This is a genomic window from Nocardioides marmorisolisilvae, assembly GCF_031656915.1.
Lineage (GTDB): Bacteria > Actinomycetota > Actinomycetes > Propionibacteriales > Nocardioidaceae > Marmoricola > Marmoricola terrisoli.
On the sequence record NZ_CP134227.1, the window covers coordinates 3,899,468 to 3,922,342 of the forward strand.

The following is a 22,875-nucleotide window of genomic DNA, read 5'->3' on the forward strand; positions in this document are numbered from 1 at the left end:
GGCTAAGAGGTCCCGCCAGGAGGGCCAAGTCGGCTGCGCGGCGTGCGCTCGGCAGCCCCTCCGGGCGCAACCTCTCACGGACGGCGCGACAGGGCAGTGTCTGCGGTGCGGACGCGGCCCTGCCCGCACGTCCGGTGATGGTCTGACTCGTGAGCACGGTGCGGGCGCTGCCGCACGGCATGGCAGGATTCGCCGCATGGCACGTGACTTCAAGACGATCGGCGTTGTCGGCCTGGGCACCATGGGCGCAGGCATCGCGGAGGTGTTCGCCCGCAACGGCTTCGACGTCGTGGGCATCGAGCTCAACGACGAGGGTGTCGCCCGCGGGCGGCAGCACCTGGAGAACTCCACCGGCCGCGCCGTGGCGCGAGGGAAGCTGTCGGAGGCGGACCAGCAGGCGCTGCTCGGTCGGATCTCGTTCAGCACCGAGCTCAAGGACCTCGCCGGCGCCGACCTGGTCGTCGAGGCGATCGTGGAGTCGATCGACGCCAAGAAGGACGTCTTCCGCCGGCTGGAGGAGGTCGTCGGACCCGACGCGATCCTGGCCACCAACACCTCGTCGCTCTCGGTAACGGAGATCTCGACGGCCAACGCGCACCCCGGACGGGTCATCGGCGTGCACTTCTTCAACCCGGCGCCCGTCCAGGGACTCGTCGAGGTGGTCCGCACCGTGGTCACCGATCCCGAGGTGCTCTCCGACGTCGAGGCGCTCGCGGAGAAGGTCGGCAAGAACCCCGTCGTGTGCGGGGACAAGGCGGGGTTCATTGCCAACACCCTGCTGTTCGGCTACCTCAACCACGCGGCGTCGATGTACGAGCAGCGGTACGCCTCACGTGAGGACATCGACGCGGCGATGCGGTTCGGCTGCGGCTACCCGATGGGACCGCTGGCGCTGCTCGACCTGATCGGCCTGGACACGGCCTACGAGATCCTCGAGACGATGTACCGCCAGGGCCGTGACCGCCTGCATGCGCCCACGCCCATTCTCAAGCAGATGGTCACCGCCGGCATGCTCGGTCGCAAGACCGGTCGCGGCTTCTACACCTACGAGGGCCCGGACAGCCCGGTTGTCGTCGCCGATGCGCACACCCCGTCGGACGACGACAAGCCCCAGCTTCGCCACCAGATCCGTCAGGTCGGTGTCGTCGGCACCGGCACCATGGCCACCGGGATCGTCGAGGTGTTCGCCAAGAGCGGCTACGACGTGGTGTACGTCGGTCGCAGCGACGCCAAGGTCGACGGGGTCCGTACGACGATCGAGCGGTCCCTGGACAAGGCCATCCAGCGGGGCAAGCTCGAGGAGTCGGCCAAGGGAGACGTGCTCGGCCGGCTGACCGGCTCCACAAGCCTGGACGACCTCGCCACCGTCGACATCGTCGTCGAGGCGATCGCCGAGGACCTGAAGGTCAAGACCACGCTGTTCGAGAACCTCGACGAGATCTGCAAGGACGGGGCGATCCTGGCGACCACGACCTCGTCCCTGCCGATCATCGAGTGCGCCCGGGTGACCAAGCGGCCCGAGGACGTCATCGGGATGCACTTCTTCAACCCGGCCCCGATCATGAAGCTCGTCGAGGTGGTGAGCACCGTCTCGACCTCCGAGGACGTCGCGGAGACCACGCTGGCGCTGTGTGCGGCGATCGGCAAGGTCGCGGTGTCATGCACCGACCGAGCCGGGTTCATCGTCAACGCGCTGCTCTTCCCCTACCTCAACGACGCGATCAAGATGCTCGAGGCCCACTACGCCACAGCCGACGACATCGACACCGCGATGAAACAGGGCTGTGCGCTGCCGATGGGTCCGTTCGAGTTGCTCGACGTGGTCGGCAACGACGTGTCGCTGGCGATCGAGCGGGAGCTCTACCTGGAGTTCCGCGAGCCGGGGTTCGCCCCGGCACCGCTGCTCGAGCACCTGGTCACGGCCGGCTACCTGGGCCGCAAGACCAAGCGCGGATTCCGGGACTACTCCACCCGGTAGCCTCCGCGAATGACCAGCAGTCGGCTCGAGGCGTTCAGCGACGGCGTCCTCGCGGTGATCATCACCGTGATGGTGCTGGAGCTCCACGTCCCGCACGGCGACAGCGTGCAGGCCCTGTGGGACGCGACCGGCGTCGGCCTGCTGACCTACCTGCTCAGCTTCGTGTACGTCGGCATCTACTGGTCGAACCACCACCACATGTTCCAGGTGGCCGAGCACGTCGACGGCGCCGTGCTGTGGGCGAACCTGCATCTGCTGTTCTGGCTCTCGCTGTTCCCGTTCAGCACGGCCTGGGTCGACGAATCCGGCGTGGCGCGGACGCCGGCGGTGGTCTATGGCGTCAACCTGCTCGCTGCTGCCGTGGCCTACTACCTCCTGCAGCTGGCGATCTTCCGGACTACTGGCGGCGACCGACTGCGCTCGGCCCTCGGCGGTGACTGGAAGGGCAAGCTGTCCCCGGTCTTCTACCTCAGCGGAATCGGGCTGGCGTTCGTCGAGCCCTGGCTGGCGGAGGTCTGCTACGTCGCGGTCGCCATGATCTGGCTGGTGCCCGACCGACGCGTGGAGCGCTACCTGGCCGCCGAGCGGGGCGGGTCGACCGGCTGACCCGAGCGCCCCAGCTCGCGGACCGGCGTGGCGGTGACCACGACGTTGCTCAGGTAGACGGTGCCGTTCCAGTCGCCGCAGGTGACCACTTGTAGCCGGCCGCGCCCCTGCTGGTCGAACAGCCGGTGGGCACGGGCGGCCAAGGTCCCCTTTCGGTACACCGCGACCCGACGTACGACGTAGCGGATCCGACCCTTGTCCGTGCGGACGAGCACCCGGTCGCCGGGTCGCAGGTCGGTCAGGTGGTCCAGCGCGCCGCCCCCTTCGTGGACGGTGTGACCGGTGACCAGCGCGGTGCCGTGACGCGCGCCCGGCAGCGCACCCTGGGCCCACCAGCCCAGCTCTCCGGGGTCGCTCGGCGGCACCAACGTCCCGGCCGCTACCCGGATCGGGACCACGGGGGCGACGACCGCGAGTGCGGGGATCACGACCCGGCGCGGCGCGCCTGGCCGCCAGCGGCCGATCAGCGCGGCCCTGGGCACGAGCGCAGGGGCGGCCGGAGCGCCCGTCTGCGTCGTGTGCTCGGCGACTGCCGTGCCGCTAGGGGGAGTCGAGGCGTGCAGTGACCAGGTCGCCCCGACGGCCGCCACCACGAGCCCCACCAGGACTCCCCAGCTGGAGAGCCGACGCAGGCCGCGTGAGGGCGGTCGCCCCTTGCGCTCAGGCGCCTGGCCCGGTGCCATGGGCCCGACGCCGCACGAGGAGCGACACCCCCGCCGTACCCATGCCGAGGAGCACCAGCAGCACGGGAAGCGCAGCCCCATGCCAGGCGTGCACCAACCCTGGCGTCCCGCCGCGGGACACACCGGCCTCGACGGCGGTCGGGACGGTGCCGGCGGTCGTCGCCATGGGGGCGCGCGCAGCGGTGCTCGCGGCGGTGTCGGATCCGGTTGCTCGCTGGCCGCTCTCGTGCCCGCTCGCGCCGCCCTGGTGCACCGTCGTGCCGGCGGCGTGCGAGCTCGCGCTCGTGGACGTCGGGGACGCCGCCGCCGTGCACGAGCTGACCCAGAAGACCTTCGTCTTGGTGTCGTTGCCCAGGGAGTGTGGCGTGTGCACCGTGAGGCGGACGTGGTAGCCCTGCTTGGCCGGCGCGCCGGCGAAGGCGAGTTGGTACGTCGCCGTCCCGTCGAGTCCGGTCGGCGTACCGGCTCCGGTGGCGGGGTCACCGCCGACGAAGACCGTGCGATCCCCATGGACCGTCAGACCGACGTCGCGGGTGGGCGCCTGCATCGTGAAGGTGACAGTCGAGATCACGTCGGAACCCTTGTCGAAGCCGTACCACATCACCTCGAACGCGCAGCCCGGGTGCGGGACGTTGTTCGGGATCGTGCCGAGGTCGCCGATGCCCTTGATCTTCACCGTGCCGTTGTTGCCCGGAGGGCTACCCGCACCGGTCGCGGCATGGGTGTGTGTGGCCGGCTGCCTCGTGGGCTGACTGGTAGTGCCTGTCGTCGGGTGGCCGTGGTGGCCGTTCGCGGCTGCTGGGACGGTTCCCTGCGCCGGGTGCGTGGGGTGTGCCGGGTGCGTGGGGTGCACCGGGTGGGCGTGGTGGGGCTTATGCGTCGTCGCTGCGGCCGCGTGCGACCTTGCGTTGCCGCCGGCGTGGCTATGGGCGGGCGGCACCGGGTGCGGCGGGGTCGCCAGTGCGGACGTCGGGAGGAGGACGCCGACGGCCAGGACGAGCAGCGGTGGCAGCGTCGTCAGGGGTCGCCGGAACATCGTCGGACTGGGCATGGGACGGGCTCCTTCGAATGACGTGGCCTCTTGGTCACGGTGGGCTGCGAGTGAGTTCCCTCCCCGGCCTCATTCGGTGCCCGTCCGTACCCCCTGCTCGAGCCATGACACCTGTTTTGCGAGGAATTTGCGGCAACCGGACTGTCGGACACGTCGGGCCTCGAAATGCTTACGCCCACCTCCTGTGGCCCGCCATCACGCCGCGGCCGGTGGTACGGCGGTCAGCCGAGTCGCTGGCAGTCCTGCCCGCAGCCGTCGGCCGGAACCGGTCCGTCGGCGTGGCTGCTCGGACGGTGCAGCACTGCGCCGGACACAGTCACCGCCATCCGGTCGGCATCCCCGTCGGCACTCCCGTCGGCGATGAGTGAGTAGCCGTGGTGCGCGCGCGGGGGGAAGAGCAGCGTCACCGCCCGGTTGGCTGCGACGTTCGCCGCGGATCCCTTGCCGGGGCGGTCCACCAGAAGCCGCGCACCTGAGTCCGGATCGACTCTCGGTTCGACGGCGACGACCTTGACCCGACCGTCGCCCGACGTGCTCAGCAGATAGCCACCGTCGAAGTCGCCGAGCGCCTCCGCGAGCCGCTGCGGGTCCACCGGGATGCTCATGGGCCCCAGCGTACGTCTCGCGCGGTCCGGCGCCGGTGGCCCGATCCGGTCCGCGTGCACCCGCCGCGTGCGGAACGGTCAGCCGGCCGCCTGCCGGGCGCGGTAGGCCGCGACGGCGTTGCGGTTGCCGCAGGTGACCGAGCAGAACTTCCGAGAGCGGTTCCGGGAGAGATCGAGGACCAGGCCGTCACAGTCGGGATCGGCGCAGACGGCCAGACGGGACAGCTCGTCGGCCCGGATCACGTCGACCATCGCCATCGCCGTCTCCACGAGGATCCGTTGCGCCAGGGGAGCCTCCTGCGCGACGGCGTGCACGTGCCAGTCGTGGCCGCCGTGGCGCACCAGCCTCGGGATGGCGTGGGCCTCGGCCAACATCTGGTTGACCTGGTCGACCGCGGCGTCCCGCTCACTGGTGAGCAGCGCGCGGAGCGGCCCCCGCAGTGCTCGCACCTCGTCAAGCTCGGCCCGGTCCCGGGCGTGGGAGCCGGTGTAGTCGTGCTCGGCGAAGAACGCGTCGAGGTCGATGATGCGGGTGAGTGTGTCCGGCTCTACCGCCGAGTTGACCAGTGCGACGGCAGCCGTGAGCGCAACGGCCGTGTCATGAGCAAAAGTCATGTTGACAGATTACCAGCGCAGCCGTAGCGTCATGAGTCATGACGGCAGTGGCACATGACGTGAGGCGCCGGAGCGCTGCCGGCGGACTCGCTCTGGCGCTGCTGTCTGCGGTGTCGTTCGGCCTTTCCGGCGCACTGGCCAGTGGCCTGATCGTCGCCGGGTGGAGTCCCGGGGCAGCGGTCTCGGTGCGGATCCTGCTCGCCGCGGGGGTGCTGCTCTGGCCCGCGCTGCGCGCCCTGGATGGTCGCTGGAGCCTGCTCGCACGCAACCTTCCGACGTTGGTCGGCTACGGCCTGCTCGCCGTCGCCGGGGCGCAGCTGTGCTACTTCTACGCCGTGGCGCACCTGCAGGTGGGGGTGGCCCTGCTGATCGAGTACACCGCGCCGGTGGCCGTGGTGGCGTGGCTGTGGCTGCGACGTGGTGAGCGCCCCGGCGTGCTGATGCTCGCTGGTGCGGGTGTCGCGGCGGTCGGGCTGGTCCTGGTCCTCGACCTGGTCTCGGGGGCCGACGTCAACCTGGTCGGCGCGCTGTGGGCGCTGGGCGCGATGGTCGGCGCAGCGACCTATTTCGTCGTGTCGGCCGACGAGACGAACGGCCTCCCACCGCTGGTGCTCGCCGCTGGTGGGCTCTGCGTCGCCGCGGTGGCGCTGCTCGTGGCCGCTGCGGTCGGGGTCCTCCCGATGGCGGTCGCCTCCGTCTCTCCGACGTACGCCGGCCGCGCGGTGCCCTGGTGGCTGCCGGTGCTCGCGCTCGGCCTGGTCACCGCCGCACTCGCCTACACGACCGGCATCGCGGCAGGGCGCCGGCTCGGCTCGCGGCTTGCCTCGTTCGTCGCGCTGAGCGAGGTGCTGGCGGCCCTGGTCTTCGCCTGGCTGTTGCTCGACCAGGTGCCGCGGACCGTCCAGCTGGCCGGCGGCGCGCTGGTGGTGGCAGGCGTCGTCCTGGTCAAGCTGGCGGAGCCGACCTCGGCCCCGACCTCACCGAAGGCGTCCCTCAGCGGGCGTCCTGCCGCTTGATGAAGACCTCGCGCACCAGCAGCAGGATCGCCGCGGCGGTCGGGATCGCCAACAGGGCGCCGACCACACCGAGGAGCCCGGCGCCGATCAGGGCGGCGATCACCGTCACCGAGCCCGGGATCTCCACGGAGCGGGACATCACCTTCGGGTAGATGAGGTAGTTCTCGATCTGCTGGTAGACGATGTAGAAGATCACGCAGGCGATGCCGATCTTCACATCGGTCGCGAAGCCGATCGCGCACACGATCACGGCTCCCAGGGTCGCCCCGATCATCGGGATGACGTCGAGCAACGCGACCACCACGGCCAGGGCGACGGCGTACTGACCCATGCCGACGATGAACAGGAAGATCAAGGTGCTGATGCCGGCACACATCGCCACCATGAAGGCGCCCGACACGTACCCGCCGACCCCGCGCAGGATCTCGTCACCCAGGCGGCTGACCCGCGGGCGACGCGAGGCGGGCGCCAGGCTGTAGGCGGCCCGCTTGATCGTGTCCAGTGAGGCGAGGAAGTAGAGCGTCAGCACGACGACCACGAAGGTGCTGGCCAGCAGCCCGAGGATCTTCAGCCCCACGTTGATGGCGCCGCCGAACAGGCTCGTCCACAGGTGTCCGGAGCTGATGTAGTCCTTGAGCTTGCCGATCAGGTCGTACTTCTCGTTGAGCCGCAGGATCAGCTTGTTGTGCTCGAGCTGGTCCAGCCAGGCCGGTGCGTTCGAGGTGATAGTGCCCACCTGGTCACTGATCACCGGCACGATCGCGACCGAGAACAGAGCGATCGCCGCGAGCACGCAGCAGATCACCACGATCAGCGCCCACGCCCGCTTGAGCCCGTGCCGGATGAAGAACTCCACAGCGGGGCTGAGTCCGACCGCGATGAAGAAGGCGACCACGATGAGGATCAGCGAGGAGCTGACGATCATCACCCGGGTCGCCAGCCAGATCGCCAGTGCCAGGCCCAGCCCACCGAGGAGGCCCACATAGAAGGGCGTGTGCTCCAAGGGCGGGCCCGGCCTGCCGAAGGGCGGCTCCGGCGGAGGCGCGGCGGCGGCCTCCTCGGGCTGGTCCGCGAGAGTGTGGGGCGCGTCGGGCGTCATGCCCGCAGAACCTACTCCGTCGCGCTGCCGGTCAGTCGTCGTCACCGAACCCGGCGACCACGTCGCGCAGGGCGCCGAGCTGTGCGGTGATGGCGTCGCGGCGCTTGGTGAGCCGATCGACCTCGGCCTTGATCGCGGCGAGCTCGCGCTCGGAGTCGGCGTGCCCGCTGCTGCGGATCGCCTCCGCCTGCTTCTTGGCCGACGCGACCAGCTGCTCGGCCTCCCGGCGGGCCCGGACCAACAGCTGGTCGGCCTCGTTGGTGACCTGCTCGCGGTGCGCGTTGGCGGCGCCGGTGGCCTGTCGGGCGCGCTCCTCGGCGGCGTTGGCGCGCTCCTCCGCCTCGCGGACCAGCCGCTCGGTCTCCGCCATCGCCGTGCTGTGGTGCTCGGCCGCCTCGCGGGTCAGCCGCTCCTTCTCCAGGGAGAGCACCCGGCGCGCCTCGGCGACCTCGCGGTCGGCGGCGGCGCGAGCCTGCTCGGCCTCCCGGGCCGCGGCGGTGCGCTGCGCGTTGGTCTCCTGCTGGGCGGCCAGCCGGTGCTGGTCGGCCTCGCGCTTGGCTGCGGCGAGGGTGTCCTCGGCCTCGGAGAGCAAGCGCTTGCGCTCGCCCTCGAGCTCGGCCATCGTCCGGCTGCGGTGGTCGTCGAGCTCGCCGAGCTGCACCACCCGCATGTCCTCGGCGTCACTCTCGGCCTGAGCCTTCGTGGCGGCAGCGTCCTTGACGGCCTGGGCGCGGATCTGGGCTGCCTGGGCATTCGCCTCGGCAAGCACCTCGTCGGCCTCCTCCTCGGCAAGTCGGAGCAGCTCGCTGGCGCGACCGCCGAGGCCGGCGTACGACGGCCGCTCGTTCTCGGCGAGCTTCTCCTTGAGCGTCGCCGCCTCGGCCTCGAGCCGGCGGATCCGCTCCTGGGCCTCGGTCAGGCTGGCGGTCAGGCCAGCCCGCTCGGCGTGGGTCGTGCGCAGGTGCCTGTCGACGGCGTCCTTGTCGTAGCCGCCCCGCCGGGCGGTGGGCAGCTGGGGAAGGGGTGCGACGGGCGCTGTCGAGGCCGCTGACGACACGGCGGTGGGGGCCGCGGCCGAGGGCGTGCTCGACGTGGCGGTCGACGTGGCGGGGCGCGGCGAGGCCGGGCGGGCGGCCGGCGTACTGGCGCGGGTCGGGGTGGGCTCCACGGGCGGAGGCAGCACTCGGGCCGGCTTCGCGGGCTCCGACTGGACCCTCGGGATCACCTGCGTCGGCTCGTCGTCGGTGGGCTGCCGGGGCACGCCCGGCGCCTGGACCGGCTGCTGGGTCGCCTGCTGGGTCGCCTGCTGGGCGGGCCGCTGCTGGCCCTGCGCCGTGGGGTTCGGGCCTGGAGCCGCGGACTTCGCCTCGGTCTGGTCGGTCGCGTCTTCGAAGATGGAAAGGCCCTGGTCGTCGCTCATGTGACCAGTGTTCCCGATGGGTGGTGGCGATTGCCGTCAAGACACGGCAGCGGCCGCCCCGCGACACGATTTCCCTTGTGGACAAGGGCGATTCGCGCCGCCGGGCGGCCGCTTTCAGCAGTGCGCGGGGGATCAGACCCCGCGGAAGACGTTGATCTTGTCGAGGTGCTGCTCACGGAGCTCGTGGTTCCGCACGCCCATGCCCTCCTCGGGGGCGAGGCAGAGCACGCCGACCTTGCCCTGGTGCTTGTTCTGGTGGACGTCGAGGGTGGCCTGGCCGACCTCGTCGAGGCGGTAGGTGCGGGACAGGGTCGGGTGGATCATGCCCTTGGAGATCAGCCGGTTGGCCTCCCACGACTCGCGGTAGTTGGCGAAGTGCGAGCTGATGATCCGCTTGAGGCTCATCCACAGGTAGCGGTTGTCGTACTCGTGCATGAAGCCGCTCGTCGAGGCGCAGGTGGTGATCGTGCCGCCCTTGCGGGTGACGAACACGCTCGCGCCGAAGGTCTCGCGCCCGGGGTGCTCGAAGACGATGTCGATGTCCTCGCCGCCGGTCAGCTCACGGATCTTGGCACCGAAGCGCTTCCACTCCTTGGGATTCTGCTGGGTGCCCTCGTCGTTCCAGAACCGGTAGTCCTCCTCACGGCGGTTGATGATCAGCTCGGCGCCCATCTTGCGGCAGATCTCCGCCTTGTCCTCACTGGAGACCACGCAGATCGGGGTGGCGCCGCCGTTGAGGGCGTACTGGGTGGCGAACCCGCCCAGGCCGCCGGAGGCGCCCCAGATCAGCACGTTGTCGCCCTGCTTCATGTCGCCGCCGTTCTTGCTGACCAGCTGGCGGTAGGCCGTGCAGTTGACCAGGCCGGGCGAGGCGGCCTCCTCCCAGGTGAGGTGCTCCGGCTTGGGCATCAGCTGGTTGGCCTTGACCAGGGCGACGTCGGCGAGACCACCGAAGTTGGTCTCGAAGCCCCAGATCCGCTGTTCCGGGTCGAGCATGGTGTCGTTGTGCCCGTCCGGGTGCTCGAGCTCCACCGAGAGGCAGTGCGCGACGACGCGGTCGCCCGGCTTCCAGTTGTGCACGCCGATGCCGGTGGCGAGCACCACGCCCGCGAGGTCGGAGCCGACCACGTGGTAGGGCAGGTCGTGGCGCTTGGCCAGCGGGGAGGTGCGCCCGTAGCGCTCGAGGAAGCCGAAGGTGGGCATCGGCTCGAAGATCGAGGTCCAGACCGTGTTGTAGTTGATCGCGCTGGCCATCACCGCGACCAGCGCCTCGCCCGGCCCCAGCTCGGGGACCGGAACCTCGTCGACGTGCAGTGACTTGCGGGGGTCCTTGTCCTTGCTGGTCTGCCCCTCGAAGAGGTCGACCTCGTCCTTCTTCACGAAGGCCGCGCGGTAGGACTCGGGCACCTCGAGGGCCGCGAAGTCCTCGCTGGAGGCGTCGTTGACGATGGCGTCGAGGATCTGCTGCATGAAGGGTCTCCTGTGGGTGAAGGCTGCTACGAGGTTACCGGTCGGTAGATCAATGTGCGGTCGGCTGGCTCGCAGGCTGGACCAGCTCGACGAGCACGCCGCCGGCGTCCTTGGGGTGGACGAAGTTGATCCGGCTGCCCGCCGTACCGCGTCGCGGCTCGTCGTACAGCAGCCGGACGCCGCGCTCGCGCAGCACCGCGGAGACCTGCTCGACGTCGACGACCCGGTAGGCCAGCTGCTGCAGGCCCGGCCCGGAGCGGTCCAGGAACTTGGCGATCGTGGACTCCTCGTTCAGTGGCGCGAGGAGCTGGATGCACTGCGATGCGGTGTCACCGCCCGCCGCGTTGATCTGGACCATCGCCTCGTGGACGCCCTGCTCCTCGTTGACCTCCTCGTGCACCACCACCATGCCGAAGGTCTCGGTGTAGAGCCGCTTCGCCTCGTCGAGGTCGGGTACGGCGACGCCGACGTGGTCGATGCAGACGAACAGGTGCTCGGGGATGTCCAGGGGGGCTGAGGTCATGGGCTCATCCTCCCCGAGCGGGAGAGATCGCCTCAACGCGGTGTGACACGGTCGACACAACCGGTCCGCGGACCCCCCTGCTCCGGCGGCGGGACTCTGGGTAGTGTCGGAACCGGGGCGCTGCCCACTCGGCGCCGCCGTCCACGTGGACATCACGTTCCGCCTCGAAGGAGTCACATCATGTCCGGATCCGTCATCGTCGCCGGTGCCCGCACCCCGATCGGTCGCCTCCTCGGCGGGCTCAAGTCGCTGTCCGCCGCCGACCTCGGCGGGGTCGCCATCAAGGGCGCGCTCGAGAGGGCAGGCGTCTCGGGCGACCAGGTCGACTACGTGATCATGGGCCACGTGATCCAGGCCGGTGCCGGCCAGATCACCGCGCGCCAGGCCGCGGTCAAGGGCGGCATCCCGATGGACGTCCCCTCGCTGACGATCAACAAGGTGTGCCTCTCGGGGATGAACGCCATCGCGCTGGCCGACCAGCTGATCCGCGCGGGCGAGCACGAGATCGTCGTCGCCGGCGGGATGGAGTCGATGACCAACGCTCCCCACCTGCTGCCGAAGTCGCGCGAGGGGATCAAGTACGGCGACACCACGCTGGTCGACTCGATGGCCTATGACGCGCTGTACGACCAGTTCACCACCCAGGCGATGGGCGGGCTGACCGAGGCGCGCAACGCGAACGTGGACAACCTCACCCGCGAGGAGCAGGACGCCTTCTCGGCGCAGTCCCACCAGCGCGCCGCGGAGGCCGCCAAGAACGGCGTCTTCGACGACGAGATCGTGCCGGTGTCCATCCCGCAGCGGAAGGGCGACCCGATCGTGGTGACCGCTGACGAGGGGGTGCGGGGCGACACCACCGTCGAGTCGCTGTCCAAGCTGCGCCCGGCGTTCTCCAAGGACGGCACCATCACCGCCGGCTCGTCCTCCCAGATCTCCGACGGCGCCTGCGCCGTGGTGGTGATGAGCAAGGCCAAGGCCGAGGAGCTCGGACTCACCTGGCTCGCCGAGATCGGCGCCTCCGGCCAGGTCGCCGGCCCCGACTCGACGCTGCAGGCCCAGCCTGCCAACGCGATCCGGAAGGCCGCGGCGAAGGAGGGCGTCGAGATCTCCGACATCGACCTCTTCGAGCTCAACGAGGCCTTCGCCGCCGTCGGCATCGAGTCCGCCCGCGAGCTGGGCATCTCCGACGATGTCGTCAACGTCAACGGTGGCGCGATCGCGCTCGGCCACCCGGTCGGCATGTCCGGCGCCCGGATCGTGTTGCACCTCGCGCTCGAGCTCAAGCGTCGCGGCGGCGGCCTCGGCGCGGCCGCGCTCTGCGGCGGTGGCGGCCAGGGCGACGCGCTGCTGGTCCGCGTCCCGCAGGCCTGAGCGGCCACCGAGCTTGTCGAAGGGCCGACGCGGTTCCCCGGACGTCCCCGGACTGGTCGAGAGGGCCAGGGCCGGGGACGCTCGTTCGGTTGCCCGGCTGATCTCCCTCGTTGAGGACGCCTCACCGGACCTGCGTGAGGTGATGGCCGCGCTCGCGCCCCACGCCGGTCGGGCACACATCGTCGGCATCACCGGGTCTCCGGGAGTGGGGAAGTCGACATCGACCAACGCCCTGGTGGCAGCGCTGCGCAACGAGGGCAAGCGGGTCGGCGTGCTCGCGGTCGATCCGTCCTCACCGTTCTCGGGCGGGGCCCTGCTCGGCGACCGGATCCGGATGCAGGACCACGCGCTGGACCGTGAGGTCTACATCCGGTCGATGGCCTCCCGCGGACATCTGGGCGGCCTGAGCTGGGCCGCTCCCCAGGCCCTCCGGGTCCTCGACGCGGCGGGGTGCGACGTGATCCTCGTCGAGACGGTCGGCGTGGGTCAGAGCGAGGTCGAGATCGCCGGGATGGCCGACACCACGCTGGTGCTTCTCGCGCCAGGCATGGGCGACGGCATCCAGGCCGCGAAGGCCGGCATCCTGGAGATCGGCGACCTCTACGTGATCAACAAGTCCGACCGGGACGGCGCCGACCAGGTACGCCGGGAGCTGCGCTCGATGCTCGCCCTGGCCGAGCGCGCCGAGGGCGCCTGGAAGCCCGACATCATCAAGACGGTCGCCCACACCGGTGAGGGCGTGGACGAGGTCGCCACCGCCATCGAGAGGCACCGGGGATGGCTGGCCGACTCCGGTCAGCTCCAGGTCCGCCGTACGCGCCGTGCCCGCGACGAGGTGGAGGCCATCGCGGTGACCTCGCTGCGCGAGCAGTGGCGTGACGTGCACGAGCGCACCGAGCTCGACGAGCTCGCCGAGAGGGTCGTCGCCGGCACGCTCGACCCCTACGCGGCCGCGGACGAGCTGCTGGCAGCGACCCCGCACTGATACCGCGCGCCTCCCTGGTGACCGTCCGCGGCTGTGTTACACATGTGGCTGCTGTGACGTCTCGGGCCACTCGTGGGAGTGGCGCACACGCAAGGAGCAGTCATGACCGGCGCGCTGAGGAAGGGCCTGTTCCTTCTCGTGGTCATCTTCATCGGCTTCTACCTGTTCACCGACCCGCACGGCCTCGCGTCCTTCACCAGGGCGGGTGGCGGCCACGTGTGGGACGGTCTGAGCAGCCTCTTCTCGGCCGTGATCACGTTCCTCAACGACGTGTCCCACTGAAGTCGCCCCGATGGCACTGTTGCCCCGGGCGCTGACCGATCCCGACATCGGCAGGCACCTGCTGCGCGAGGAGGGCGAGGTGATCGTCGACGTGGTGCGCAAGCACTGGGTCGTCTACCTGCTGCCGGCCGCGGTTGCACTGCTCGCCCTGGTGTTCTGGTGGATCTTCTGGATGGTCCCGGTGCGGTGGGCGATGCTGCCGATGGGCGTGGCCACCGTGCTCTCGCTGTACGCCGCCTGGCGGGCGTTGTCCGCGGCCCTGGACTGTTTCGTGATCACCAACATGCGGGTCTTCCGCGTGCGTGGTGTGCTCGCTCGATCCCTGGCCACGATGCCGCTCGGCCGGATCCTCGACATCACCGTGGTGCGACCGCTGCACGGGCGGCTGCTGGGGTTCGGTCACTTCACCTTCGAGTCGGCTGCGCAGGACCAGGGCCTCAGGGAGATCCGGTACGTCGGGCATCCCGACGAGCGCGACCTCGCGATCCAGCGCGTCGTACAGCGGTCCGGCCTGCGCGGACCCCGCGTGGTCAACTGAGGCTCCGGCCGCGCGGCGGGGCGGTGGTGCCCTAGGCTCGGGCACCATGCTGGACTTCGATCCGATCGACGAGGCCGCCCGGCAGTGGGGGCGACACTGGTCGGGTGTGCCGGCGATGCACGCGGTCACCTCGCTGATGCGGGCTCAGCAGATCGTGCTGGGCAGGCTGGACGCGGTGCTGCGGCCGCACGGGCTGACCTTCGCCCGCTACGAGGCCCTGGTGCTGCTCACCTTCTCGTCCCGCGGGTCCTTGCCCTTGGGCAAGATGGGGGAGCGTCTCCAGGTGCATCCGACGTCGGTCACCTCGATCGTCGACCGCCTCGAGGCCGCCGGCCTGGTCCGCAGGCTGCCGCATCCCGACGACGGTCGCGCGGTGCTCGCCGAGATCACTCCCGCCGGCCGGAAGCTCGTCGAGACGGCGACGGCCGCCCTGCTGCACGCCGACTTCGGTCTGGGTGCGTTGGACGATGCGGGGTTGCGGGAGCTCTCGGAGGTGCTCCGACCGATCCGCAGGGACGCCGGCGACTACGCCTGAGGCGCTGCTGCGCCCGGGTCCCAGGTCCTGCCTGGAGGCCGAGGTGTGCGGCGAGGCGCGAGGATCCGGGCGGTCCGCCCACGAGACCCGGCCATTCGGCTGCGGTGGCCGGACTTCGCGCATAACCTGCACCGGGCCCGGTAGCGCGGTCCGGAATCGCCGGACCCGGCCGAGCCAGCACCATCTTCCTGGGGAGGGAACTCCAATGCTGTTCAACTCTGGACGCCGCGTCGCGGCGTCAGGCGTCGCAGCCGCGGTCGCCGCGGCCGTGGCCATGACTGCCGTCCCGGCCGCATTCGCCACCGGTACTGCCGTCACTGGCGGCTCCACGACGATCCAGCTCGCACCGGCCACCGCCAAGGCCCTGAGGGCGAAGCACATCTTGGTCTCGGGCATCTCGCGGGCCACCGTGAAGGGCGGCGTCCTGACGATGCGGATCACCGGTGGAACCGCCACGCCGCCGACCTATGTCACCCAGTACAAGGGTGGCTTCCGGTTCGCCAAGGGTGCGCGCTCCACCACGGTGACCGGGATCGTGTTCAACACGAAGAAGAACACTGGCTCGGCGGTGATCCGCCACCGGAAGATCGTGGCGTTCAAGCTGGGCGCACCGCAGAGCGGCAACGGTGGGCCCGGCGAGGTCCAGTTCGGCGACTATCCGGTGAGGCTGACCGCCGCCGGCCAGAAGGCTCTCGACTCCGCACTGCACACGTCGGTCTTCGACCACCACCCGCGGCTCGGGACCGGCGCCACCGACGTCAGGTTCAAGAGCTGATCCGTCGGACCCGGCGGTGGGTCACGGGCCACGGTCGGTGCGCTCCACTGCCGGGTCCGGCCGTTTGGCGGATTTAGTAGGACGTCCTAGTATTTGTCCATGACCTCGGAGACGACAGGCAACGCCCGCCAGCGCTGGCAGCAGCGCTACGACGCGGCGCACAAGCGTGACGCGGACTTCACCACGCTCAGCGGCATGGAGGTGGAGCCGGCCTACGGCACCGACGACTCGGAGTGGCCCGGCGAGTTCCCGTTCACTCGCGGGCTGCACCCCACCGGCAACCGCGGCCGCACGTGGACGATCAGGCAGTTCGCCGGCTTCGGCAACGCCCAGCAGACCAACGAGCGCTACCAGATGATCCTCGGCCGCGGTGGCGGCGGGCTGTCGGTCGCGTTCGACATGCCCACCCTGATGGGCCGTGACTCCGACGACCCACGCAGCCTCGGCGAGGTCGGGCACTGTGGCGTCGCGATCGACTCGGCGGCGGACATGGAGGTGCTCTTCGACGGGATCGACCTCGGCTCGGTCACCACGAGCATGACGATCAGCGGCCCCGCCGTACCCGTCTTCTGCATGATGCTGGTGGCGGCCGAGCGCGCGGGCGTCGACACCACCACCCTCAACGGCACCCTGCAGACCGACATCTTCAAGGAGTACATCGCGCAGAAGGAGTGGCTCTTCGGGCCGGAGCCGCACCTGCGGCTGATCGGTGACCTGATGGAGTACTGCGCGGAGAACATCCCGGCGTACAAGCCGCTCTCGGTCAGCGGCTACCACATCCGCGAGGCCGGCTCCACCGCGGCGCAGGAGCTCGCCTTCACCCTCGCCGACGGGTTCGGGTACGTCGAGCTGGGACTGTCCCGTGGCCTCGACGTCGACGTGTTCGCGCCCGGCCTGAGCTTCTTCTTCGACAGCCACCTCGACTTCTTCGAGGAGATCGCCAAGTTCCGCGCGGCCCGCCGGATCTGGGCGCGTTGGATGCGCGACGTCTACGGCGCGAAGACCGAGAAGGCGCAGTGGCTGCGGTTCCACACCCAGACCGCGGGGGTGTCCCTGACGGCCCAGCAGCCGTACAACAACGTGGTGCGTACCGGCGTCGAGGCGCTGGCCGCGGTTCTCGGCGGCACCAACTCGCTGCACACCAACGCCCTCGACGAGACACTCGCGCTGCCCAGCGAACAGGCTGCGGAGATCGCGTTGCGCACCCAGCAGGTGATCATGGAGGAGACCGGGGTGACCAACGTCGCCGACCCGCTGGGCGGATCGTGGTACGTCGAGGCCCTCACCGACCAGATCGAGGCCGAGGCGAACAAGATCTTCGATCGGATCCTGGCAATGGGGGGCTCCACCCTCAGCAGCGCGGATACGTCCGGGCTCGCCGAGGCGACTCGGGACGGCGCGAACCCGGTCACCCGAGGGCTGCTGCGCGGCATCGAGGACGGCTGGTTCATGTCGGAGATCGCGGAGGCCGCGTTCGCCTACCAGGTGGCGCTGGAGAAGGGCGACAAGAAGGTCGTCGGCGTCAACTGCCACACCGAGTCCGTCACCTCCGAGCTGGAGATCCTGCGCGTCTCCCACGAGGTTGAGGTCGAGCAGGTGGCCGTGCTCGGACGGCGCCGCGCCGGGCGTGACCAGGCCGCGGTGGACCGCACGATCGAGGCCATGCTGACCGCGGCCCGTGAGGGCGCCAACATGGTCCCGCCGATGCTCGAGGCCTGCCGGGCGGAGGCAACGCTCGGCGAGATCTGCGACGCGTTGCGCGCGGAGTGGGGCGAGTACCGCGAGCCGGCGCGCTTCTGAGCGGATGCGGGGCGGCGCGATGCGCGGGGGTTTGGAACAATGGCGCTCATGAGTGAACAGAAGTTCTCGCGCCCCGGTGCCGTCGACCTGTCCGGCCTGCAGCAGCCGGCCGGCGGGGGTGCATCCGGAGCGGTGAGCGGCGCCTACTCCGTCTACGTCGACGAGCAGAACTTCCAGTCGGTCCTCGAGAGCTCGATGAGCGCGCCGGTGGTCCTGGCGTTCCTCAGCCCGAGCCGGTCCGCGGAGAGCGTCACGCTCGCCGACACCATGCAGGTGCTCTCCAACGAGTTCGAGGGCCGGTTCCTGCTCGGTCGAGTGGACATCGATCGCTCGCCGCAGATCGCCCAGGCGATGCAGATCCCCTCGGTTCCGCTCGTCGTCCTGGTGGCCCAAGGCCGCCCGATGCCGCTGTTCCAGCAGTCGGCGCCCATCGACGACCTGCGCGCCGCACTCACCCAGGTGCTCCAGCAGCTCACCGCCAGCGGCTTCTCCGGACGTCACCAGCCCCGCTCGGGCGAGGTCGACGCCGAGACCGGCGAGGAGGCTCTCGACCCCCGTTACGCCCCGGCTCAGGATGCCCTCGAGCGGGGTGACGTCGACGCGGCCGTCGCGGAGTACCAGAAGCTCATCGACGCCAATCCCGCCGACAGTGAGGCTGCGGCCGGGCTCGCGATGGCGCAGCTGCTGAAGAGGACCCAGGGAGTCGACCTCAACCAAGCACGCGAGGCCGCCGCGGCGCGCCCGGACGACGTCGACGCGCAGACGATGGTGGCCGACCTGGACCTGCTCGGCGGCCACGTCGACGACGCCTTCAACCGGCTGATCGACCTGGTGCGTCGGACCAGCGAGGGTGACCGGGACAAGGCGCGCACCCACCTGATCGGTCTCTTCGGTGCGGTCGGCAACGAGGACCCGCGCGTCCAGCGGGCTCGCCGCGATCTGGCCTCCGCCCTCTTCTGAGCCCGGACACAGGCGGACGGCGCGCCCCAGCCCGATGGCCGTCTGCCGTCCTCAGGCCGACGTGCCGGTCAGTTCAGGTCGATGGTGTGGCCGGTGGTGGTGAGGTAGCGCAGCCCGTGGGGGGTGTGCCAGAGGAACACTCCGGGGAGCAGCTGTTGGTAGGTCCAGCTGGTCAGCGTTTTGGCTCGGTGGTGGTGTCGGCATAGCGCGGCGAGGTTGGTGGATCTGGTCTGGTCGGGTGGGCCGTGGTCGTCCCAGGCCGTGGTGTGGTCCAGGTCGAGGTGGCGGGCTGGGCGGCTGCAGTGGGGTGCGGTGCAGGTGCGGTCGCGCAGGGTGATCTGTTCGCGATGCAGGCCGGTGGCGAATCGGGTGGTGCTGGTCAGGTCGGCGTTGAGGTCGATGATCGGGCGGATCGTGACATGGATGTCTGCGGGGATCGTGAGCCAGTCCCGCAGGGTGTCCAGGGTGATCACCGGATCGTGGTGTCCCTCCAGGCTGACGGTCGCGCCCGCGAGGGCGCCGGGGGCTGGGTCGGCGGACAGGTGTGCGTACAGGGTCAGGTCCCGGCGACCGCGGCCCCGGACCGGCCGCACGGGCCGGGCGGGCTGGGCGGGTCGGGCAGTGGACGCAGTGTCCTCGGGCTCCACGGTGCCGGTACTGGTATCGGTGCCGGTGCCGGTGCCGGTGCTGGTACCCGTGTCGGTGTCGGTGGTGTTCAGGTGCAGGGCGAGTTGGCGGCGGGCCAGCTCCCCGGCTGCCAGCGCCCGGCGCTGGTCCAGGCCGAGGTCGGCGCCGAGCTGCTTCAGCTCCTCGGCGAGTGCGGCGATCGCGGCGTCCAGGTCCAGCGCGTCGGCCAGGTCCAGCTCGGCCTCGACCCGGCTGGTCCCGGCGAAGGAGACCCGGGCGTGGTCGATGTCGAACCGGCGAGCATCCGCTGCCTGCTCGCGCTGCTCGCGTGCCAGGTCGGGCATGAACCGGGCCACCGCCTCGGCGAGGAGCCGGTCCACCGCGGTGGCGCCCATCCGAGCGGCGAACCCGGCGACCTGGGCGTCGAGGAACCCGGCGGCCTCGATGGTGAGGATCTGGGTCTGCTCGGCGATCCGCCGGGCCCGCCAGGCGGGCACTCGCCCGGTCTGCACCGCGGCCCACAGCCGGGGCAGCCGGAACGCCAGCTCGAGCACGTCGGCCACCAGCGCCCGGGCCCCGGTCGGGCTCATCCCCAACCCGGCCGCGAGCTCGGTGAGGGTGAACTCACCGACCCACGGACACCCGACGCCCCCGAGCCGGACCGGGGCCCCACCCCAGGTGGCTGCCCGGTCCGGGTCCTCGGTCACGTGCAGCTCACACCAGGTCAGCACTCCGGCGAGCTTGGACGCCTCAGCCGCCTGCGCGGCCTGCTGATCCGCCCGGATCCCGGCCAGCACCGCACCCGCAACCGACACATCGCTGCGAACGCTGCTCCCCGAGACCATGAAACAACCCTAGGCCCGAACACCGACACAATCGCAAATACATTCGCAGTCCGTCCGACGGAGCGAAAATGGCGACATCCGATCGGATCGTCCTGCTGGGCCGCCGATCGCCGGGCCGAGCACGGCTGCTAGCCGGGCCCGGGGCCGCTGGCGCCCGGCAGGTCCTCGAACGGCGCCCCCGCGTCGACCGGGTCCGCGTCGTGGCGCCGGATGCTGGCGGGGAGGCCGATCAGCAGCACGACCACCGCGGCGCACGATCCGAGCAGGTAGCCCAGCTCGACCCGGAGGAACAGGTCGTGGCTGAGGAGGGTGCCCAGGCCGAAGACGACACACCCGACCACCCAGCAGCCGGCGGTCAGCCGGTGGCTCGCCGCCGCGATCGAGGCGCCGTTGAGCGCCGCTGCGAGCACGTAGATCGCACTCGCCGCGGCCAGGATGGCCATCGTGCGGGCGGTGATCGCGAAGTCGGCGCCGAACAGGATCCGGACCGCCAGTGGTCCGAGCAGGAACGCCCCTACCGTGGACGCGACGATGAGCACGAGGCAGGCGAGGGTGAGCCGGCGGATCGCGGCCCGAAGCTCCGTCGTACGACGCTGGGCGGCCAACTCGGCGAGGTTGGGCAGGATCGTCGCCTGCACCGCCTGGAACAGGTACAGGCTGATCCGCGCGATCACCAGGGCGCTGAGGAAGCGACCCGCCTCGGCGTGCTGGCTGCTGGTCGCGAGGAGTTGGACAGCGAGGGGGCCCGCGTTGGCCAGGAACTGGGCGAAGAGCGACCCGGTGACAAGCCATCCGAACGCCCGGGTCAGCTCGCGCCATGCGGCCGGCGTTCCTGCCGTCAGTCGGAGCCGGCGCCCCATCCGGGTGACCCAGCCGCAGGAGAGCAGGGGCGCGATCGCGATCGCTGCCCCGAAGGCTGCCGCCGACCGGATCCCCAGCGCGACCAGGATCCCGGCGATCAACAGGCGCGCCACCGACTCGTAGGCGACCAGTCGGCCGAAGTCGGCGAAGTCGCCCAGGCCAGACAGCACGCCGCGGACCAGGTAGGTGATCGCATAGGCCAGCACGGCGCCCTCGAAGCACCAGAACAGCGCCCACTGCCCCTCGAAGAGCTGGTCGACGAGCCATCGACTGGCGGCCACGCCGGCCAGCAGGGTCACCACGCCCACACCGGCCGTGAGCTGTGACGCCCGACGTACGGCGGTGCCGCCACCCCGCTCGGCCCGCTGCGCGGCGATCACCCGGCCGAGCTCCTGCTGCAGCGGCACGAAGATGCCCGGACCGATGATGAACACCAGGGCCCACAACGTGGAGACCGGGGCGAACCGGGCCGGACCGAGGATCCGGCCGGCGAGACTGAGGAACAGGTAGGTGAGCAGTCCCGCCCCCAGGACGCCGGTCGCCACCGAGCGCAGGCCGGCGAGGAAGCCGAACCTGCCTGAGTGGTGTGTCGTGCCGGGGGAGGCCACGGGAGCAGACTCCACCGGGCCTCAGCGCCCGCTCTCGGTGTACTCGGGCCCGGAGCGTGCGAGACCGGCCAGCGCCGCGGCGATCCGCCGGGTGGTGAAGTCGGCCGCGAGGGCACTCACTTCGTCGAGGGTGTGGAAGCCGGCCGAACGGATCTCCCGCTCCTGACGCACGACTGAGTCGATGATCCCCGGGTCGTGCACCCCGCCGTCGAAGACCAGGCAGACCGCGTCGTCCCAGCCGCCCCAGGGCGGCAGCCAGTCGGTGAGCAGCAGCCGCCCCGCCGGTACCTCGAGACCGAGCTCCTCGGTGACCTCGCGGGCCGTCGCCTCGCGCGGGGACTCGCCGACCTCGACCACGCCGCCGGGCAGGTCGTAGTCACGCTTGTAGGTCAGCTGGCACAGCAGCACCCGATCGGCGCCGCCCTCCTCATCGGGGGCGGCCCTGATCAGCATCTGTCCGATGGCGCGCTTGCGGGGCAGGAACGAGTTCAGCAGCGAGCGGAACCCGGCTGGATCCTCGAGTGGTACGTCGTCGACCAGCCGCGCGTACACGATCCGGTCCTGACCGGAGTCGATGCCCCGAGCGATCCCTTCACGCATCAGTCCGCTGAAGGTGGCGATCCGCTGCGCCGCCTGGTCCGCCGGGTCGACCAGCGTCTCGACCCGGTGGTAGCCGTCGGCGAACGCCGAGTCGACGGCCCGGCGGACCTCGTCGGCGGCTGGCCGCAGTCCGCTCGACTGCAGCTGCGGCGTCCAGGTCAGTCGGGCCACACCGGGGGCGGTCTCGCTCAGTTCGGCCACTGCACGAGCCTAGACGAGGCCGATCAGCCGGGCCTGCGCCAGACCGAGACGTGGCTGGTGCTGGTCGCGGTGAACTCATGACGCTCCCAGTCCGCCCACCTACCGACCTTCTCGAGGCCTGCGAGCTGGGCCATCAGGTCGAGTTCGCTGGGCCAGACGTAGCGGAAGGGCACCGAGTCGAGTCGGTAGCTCGGGCCGGCTGACTCGCCGGAGACATCGAAGGAGTAGTGGTGAGACCACATCTGCTGGGTCACGACGTCGATCTCGTCGATGCCGACGTGACGCGCGCCGCGGTCGAAGACGTGCATCGTCTGCCCGATCGGCACGTGCTGCACGATCGGTACACCGATCTCCAGCACGAAGCGTCCACCAGGTCGCAGGTGGGCGGCCGCGTTGCGGAAGCACGCGACCTGCCGCTCCTGGGTGACGAGGTTGGGCAGCGAGTTGAAGACGAGGTAGACCAGCGCGAAGGATCCGGGTAGCCGGGTCGTGGCCATGTCGCCGATCGTGACCGGGAGGTCGTCGCCCCCAGCCTTCGCCCGCAGCAAGGCAACCATCGCGGGTGAGTACTCGATCCCGCTGACGGTGATCCCGCGTGCGGCCAGCGGCAGGGCGACCCTTCCGGTCCCGATCGCGAACTCGAGGGCCGGTCCACCCTCGGCCTGCTCGGCCAGGAAGGCGGTGGTCCGATCCAACAGTCCGGGATCGAACATCGGGTCCGCCGGGTCGTCGTACTGCGCGGCGACCGGGGCGTCGAAGTAGTTGTGCACCAGACCAGCGTCGTCGTTCGGCTCAGCCGGCGCGACCGGTTTTCGGTTCGA

Annotated in this window: 23 protein-coding genes; 11 read left to right on the forward strand and 12 right to left on the reverse strand. The window is 70.6% G+C overall.

The window, feature by feature from the left end; translation table 11 throughout:
- Positions 1–196: 196 nt before the first annotated feature.
- Positions 197–1,978 (forward strand): 3-hydroxyacyl-CoA dehydrogenase family protein, encoded by a 1,782-nt coding sequence (locus Q9R13_RS18705; RefSeq protein ID WP_310962677.1) that lies wholly within the window; start codon positions 197–199, stop codon positions 1,976–1,978.
- 9 nt (positions 1,979–1,987) lie between these two features.
- The gene (locus Q9R13_RS18710; protein WP_310962678.1) at positions 1,988–2,584 is read left to right on the forward strand and encodes a TMEM175 family protein; all 597 of its coding nucleotides are present in this window, start codon (positions 1,988–1,990) and stop codon (positions 2,582–2,584) included.
- Here Q9R13_RS18710 and Q9R13_RS18715 read toward each other — a convergent pair.
- From Q9R13_RS18715 to Q9R13_RS18730, 4 genes are all read right to left on the reverse strand, one after another.
- Positions 2,548–3,267, reverse strand: a complete 720-nt coding sequence (locus tag Q9R13_RS18715) for a class F sortase (RefSeq protein ID WP_310962679.1) — start codon at positions 3,265–3,267, stop codon at positions 2,548–2,550. The two genes, Q9R13_RS18710 and Q9R13_RS18715, sit on opposite strands and share 37 nt — an antisense overlap.
- The gene (locus Q9R13_RS18720; protein ID WP_310962680.1) at positions 3,245–4,318 is read right to left on the reverse strand and encodes a hypothetical protein; all 1,074 of its coding nucleotides are present in this window, start codon (positions 4,316–4,318) and stop codon (positions 3,245–3,247) included. The genes Q9R13_RS18715 and Q9R13_RS18720 overlap by 23 nt, the downstream gene beginning before the upstream one ends.
- A gap of 221 nt (positions 4,319–4,539) precedes the next feature.
- Positions 4,540–4,923, reverse strand: a complete 384-nt coding sequence (locus tag Q9R13_RS18725; protein ID WP_310962681.1) for a pyridoxamine 5'-phosphate oxidase — start codon at positions 4,921–4,923, stop codon at positions 4,540–4,542.
- 78 nt (positions 4,924–5,001) lie between these two features.
- On the reverse strand, positions 5,002–5,538 hold the full coding sequence (locus tag Q9R13_RS18730) for a CGNR zinc finger domain-containing protein (protein WP_310962682.1): 537 nt from the start codon (positions 5,536–5,538) through the stop codon (positions 5,002–5,004).
- A 38-nt stretch (positions 5,539–5,576) separates the two neighbouring features.
- On the opposite strand from Q9R13_RS18730, the gene Q9R13_RS18735 reads away from it, so the two are divergent.
- Entirely contained in the window at positions 5,577–6,554 is a 978-nt protein-coding gene (locus Q9R13_RS18735) for an EamA family transporter (RefSeq protein ID WP_310962684.1), read from the forward strand.
- Here the strand turns inward: Q9R13_RS18735 and Q9R13_RS18740 are convergent.
- The 4 genes from Q9R13_RS18740 to mce form a co-directional block, all read right to left on the reverse strand.
- Positions 6,532–7,653: an AI-2E family transporter gene (locus tag Q9R13_RS18740; RefSeq protein WP_310962686.1), complete on the reverse strand. Its 1,122-nt coding sequence runs from the start codon at positions 7,651–7,653 to the stop codon at positions 6,532–6,534. The two genes, Q9R13_RS18735 and Q9R13_RS18740, sit on opposite strands and share 23 nt — an antisense overlap.
- Positions 7,654–7,684: 31 nt before the next feature.
- Complete coding sequence (locus Q9R13_RS18745; RefSeq protein ID WP_310962687.1) at positions 7,685–9,073, reverse strand: coiled-coil domain-containing protein; 1,389 nt, start codon at positions 9,071–9,073, stop codon at positions 7,685–7,687.
- A 132-nt stretch (positions 9,074–9,205) separates the two neighbouring features.
- On the reverse strand, positions 9,206–10,543 hold the full coding sequence (gene ccrA / locus Q9R13_RS18750; RefSeq protein ID WP_310962688.1) for a crotonyl-CoA carboxylase/reductase: 1,338 nt from the start codon (positions 10,541–10,543) through the stop codon (positions 9,206–9,208).
- A gap of 49 nt (positions 10,544–10,592) precedes the next feature.
- Complete coding sequence (gene mce / locus Q9R13_RS18755) at positions 10,593–11,066, reverse strand: methylmalonyl-CoA epimerase (RefSeq protein ID WP_310962689.1); 474 nt, start codon at positions 11,064–11,066, stop codon at positions 10,593–10,595.
- 180 nt (positions 11,067–11,246) lie between these two features.
- On the opposite strand from mce, the gene Q9R13_RS18760 reads away from it, so the two are divergent.
- The 8 genes from Q9R13_RS18760 to Q9R13_RS18795 all read left to right on the forward strand — a co-directional run bounded on the left by Q9R13_RS18760 (position 11,247) and on the right by Q9R13_RS18795 (position 18,312).
- Positions 11,247–12,437 carry an acetyl-CoA C-acetyltransferase gene (locus Q9R13_RS18760; RefSeq protein ID WP_310962691.1) on the forward strand — a complete coding sequence of 397 codons (1,191 nt, stop codon included), beginning with the start codon at positions 11,247–11,249 and terminating at the stop codon, positions 12,435–12,437.
- A gap of 13 nt (positions 12,438–12,450) precedes the next feature.
- Positions 12,451–13,422 (forward strand): methylmalonyl Co-A mutase-associated GTPase MeaB, encoded by a 972-nt coding sequence (gene meaB, locus Q9R13_RS18765; protein ID WP_310962692.1) that lies wholly within the window; start codon positions 12,451–12,453, stop codon positions 13,420–13,422.
- 102 nt (positions 13,423–13,524) lie between these two features.
- Positions 13,525–13,704, forward strand: a complete 180-nt coding sequence (locus Q9R13_RS18770; RefSeq protein ID WP_310962693.1) for a hypothetical protein — start codon at positions 13,525–13,527, stop codon at positions 13,702–13,704.
- Between the two features lie 10 nt (positions 13,705–13,714).
- Complete coding sequence (locus Q9R13_RS18775; RefSeq protein ID WP_310962694.1) at positions 13,715–14,242, forward strand: PH domain-containing protein; 528 nt, start codon at positions 13,715–13,717, stop codon at positions 14,240–14,242.
- A 46-nt stretch (positions 14,243–14,288) separates the two neighbouring features.
- Positions 14,289–14,777, forward strand: a complete 489-nt coding sequence (locus Q9R13_RS18780) for a MarR family winged helix-turn-helix transcriptional regulator (RefSeq protein WP_310962695.1) — start codon at positions 14,289–14,291, stop codon at positions 14,775–14,777.
- A 205-nt stretch (positions 14,778–14,982) separates the two neighbouring features.
- Positions 14,983–15,552: a hypothetical protein gene (locus Q9R13_RS18785; protein WP_310962697.1), complete on the forward strand. Its 570-nt coding sequence runs from the start codon at positions 14,983–14,985 to the stop codon at positions 15,550–15,552.
- Between the two features lie 99 nt (positions 15,553–15,651).
- Positions 15,652–17,352 (forward strand): acyl-CoA mutase large subunit family protein, encoded by a 1,701-nt coding sequence (locus Q9R13_RS18790; RefSeq protein WP_310962698.1) that lies wholly within the window; start codon positions 15,652–15,654, stop codon positions 17,350–17,352.
- A gap of 48 nt (positions 17,353–17,400) precedes the next feature.
- Positions 17,401–18,312, forward strand: coding sequence for a tetratricopeptide repeat protein (locus Q9R13_RS18795; protein WP_310962699.1), 912 nt, complete (start codon positions 17,401–17,403; stop codon positions 18,310–18,312).
- Positions 18,313–18,380: 68 nt separating this feature from the next.
- Here Q9R13_RS18795 and Q9R13_RS18800 read toward each other — a convergent pair whose 3' ends face one another.
- The 4 genes from Q9R13_RS18800 to Q9R13_RS18815 form a co-directional block, all read right to left on the reverse strand.
- A complete protein-coding gene (locus tag Q9R13_RS18800; protein WP_310962701.1) occupies positions 18,381–19,784 on the reverse strand; it encodes an HNH endonuclease signature motif containing protein in 1,404 nt (467 codons plus the stop codon).
- Positions 19,785–19,912: 128 nt separating this feature from the next.
- Positions 19,913–21,253 carry a lipopolysaccharide biosynthesis protein gene (locus tag Q9R13_RS18805; protein ID WP_310962702.1) on the reverse strand — a complete coding sequence of 447 codons (1,341 nt, stop codon included), beginning with the start codon at positions 21,251–21,253 and terminating at the stop codon, positions 19,913–19,915.
- A 21-nt stretch (positions 21,254–21,274) separates the two neighbouring features.
- Positions 21,275–22,054 carry an NUDIX hydrolase gene (locus Q9R13_RS18810; protein WP_310962703.1) on the reverse strand — a complete coding sequence of 260 codons (780 nt, stop codon included), beginning with the start codon at positions 22,052–22,054 and terminating at the stop codon, positions 21,275–21,277.
- Positions 22,055–22,077: 23 nt separating this feature from the next.
- A complete protein-coding gene (locus Q9R13_RS18815; protein WP_310962704.1) occupies positions 22,078–22,824 on the reverse strand; it encodes a class I SAM-dependent DNA methyltransferase in 747 nt (248 codons plus the stop codon).
- Positions 22,825–22,875 lie beyond the last annotated feature (51 nt).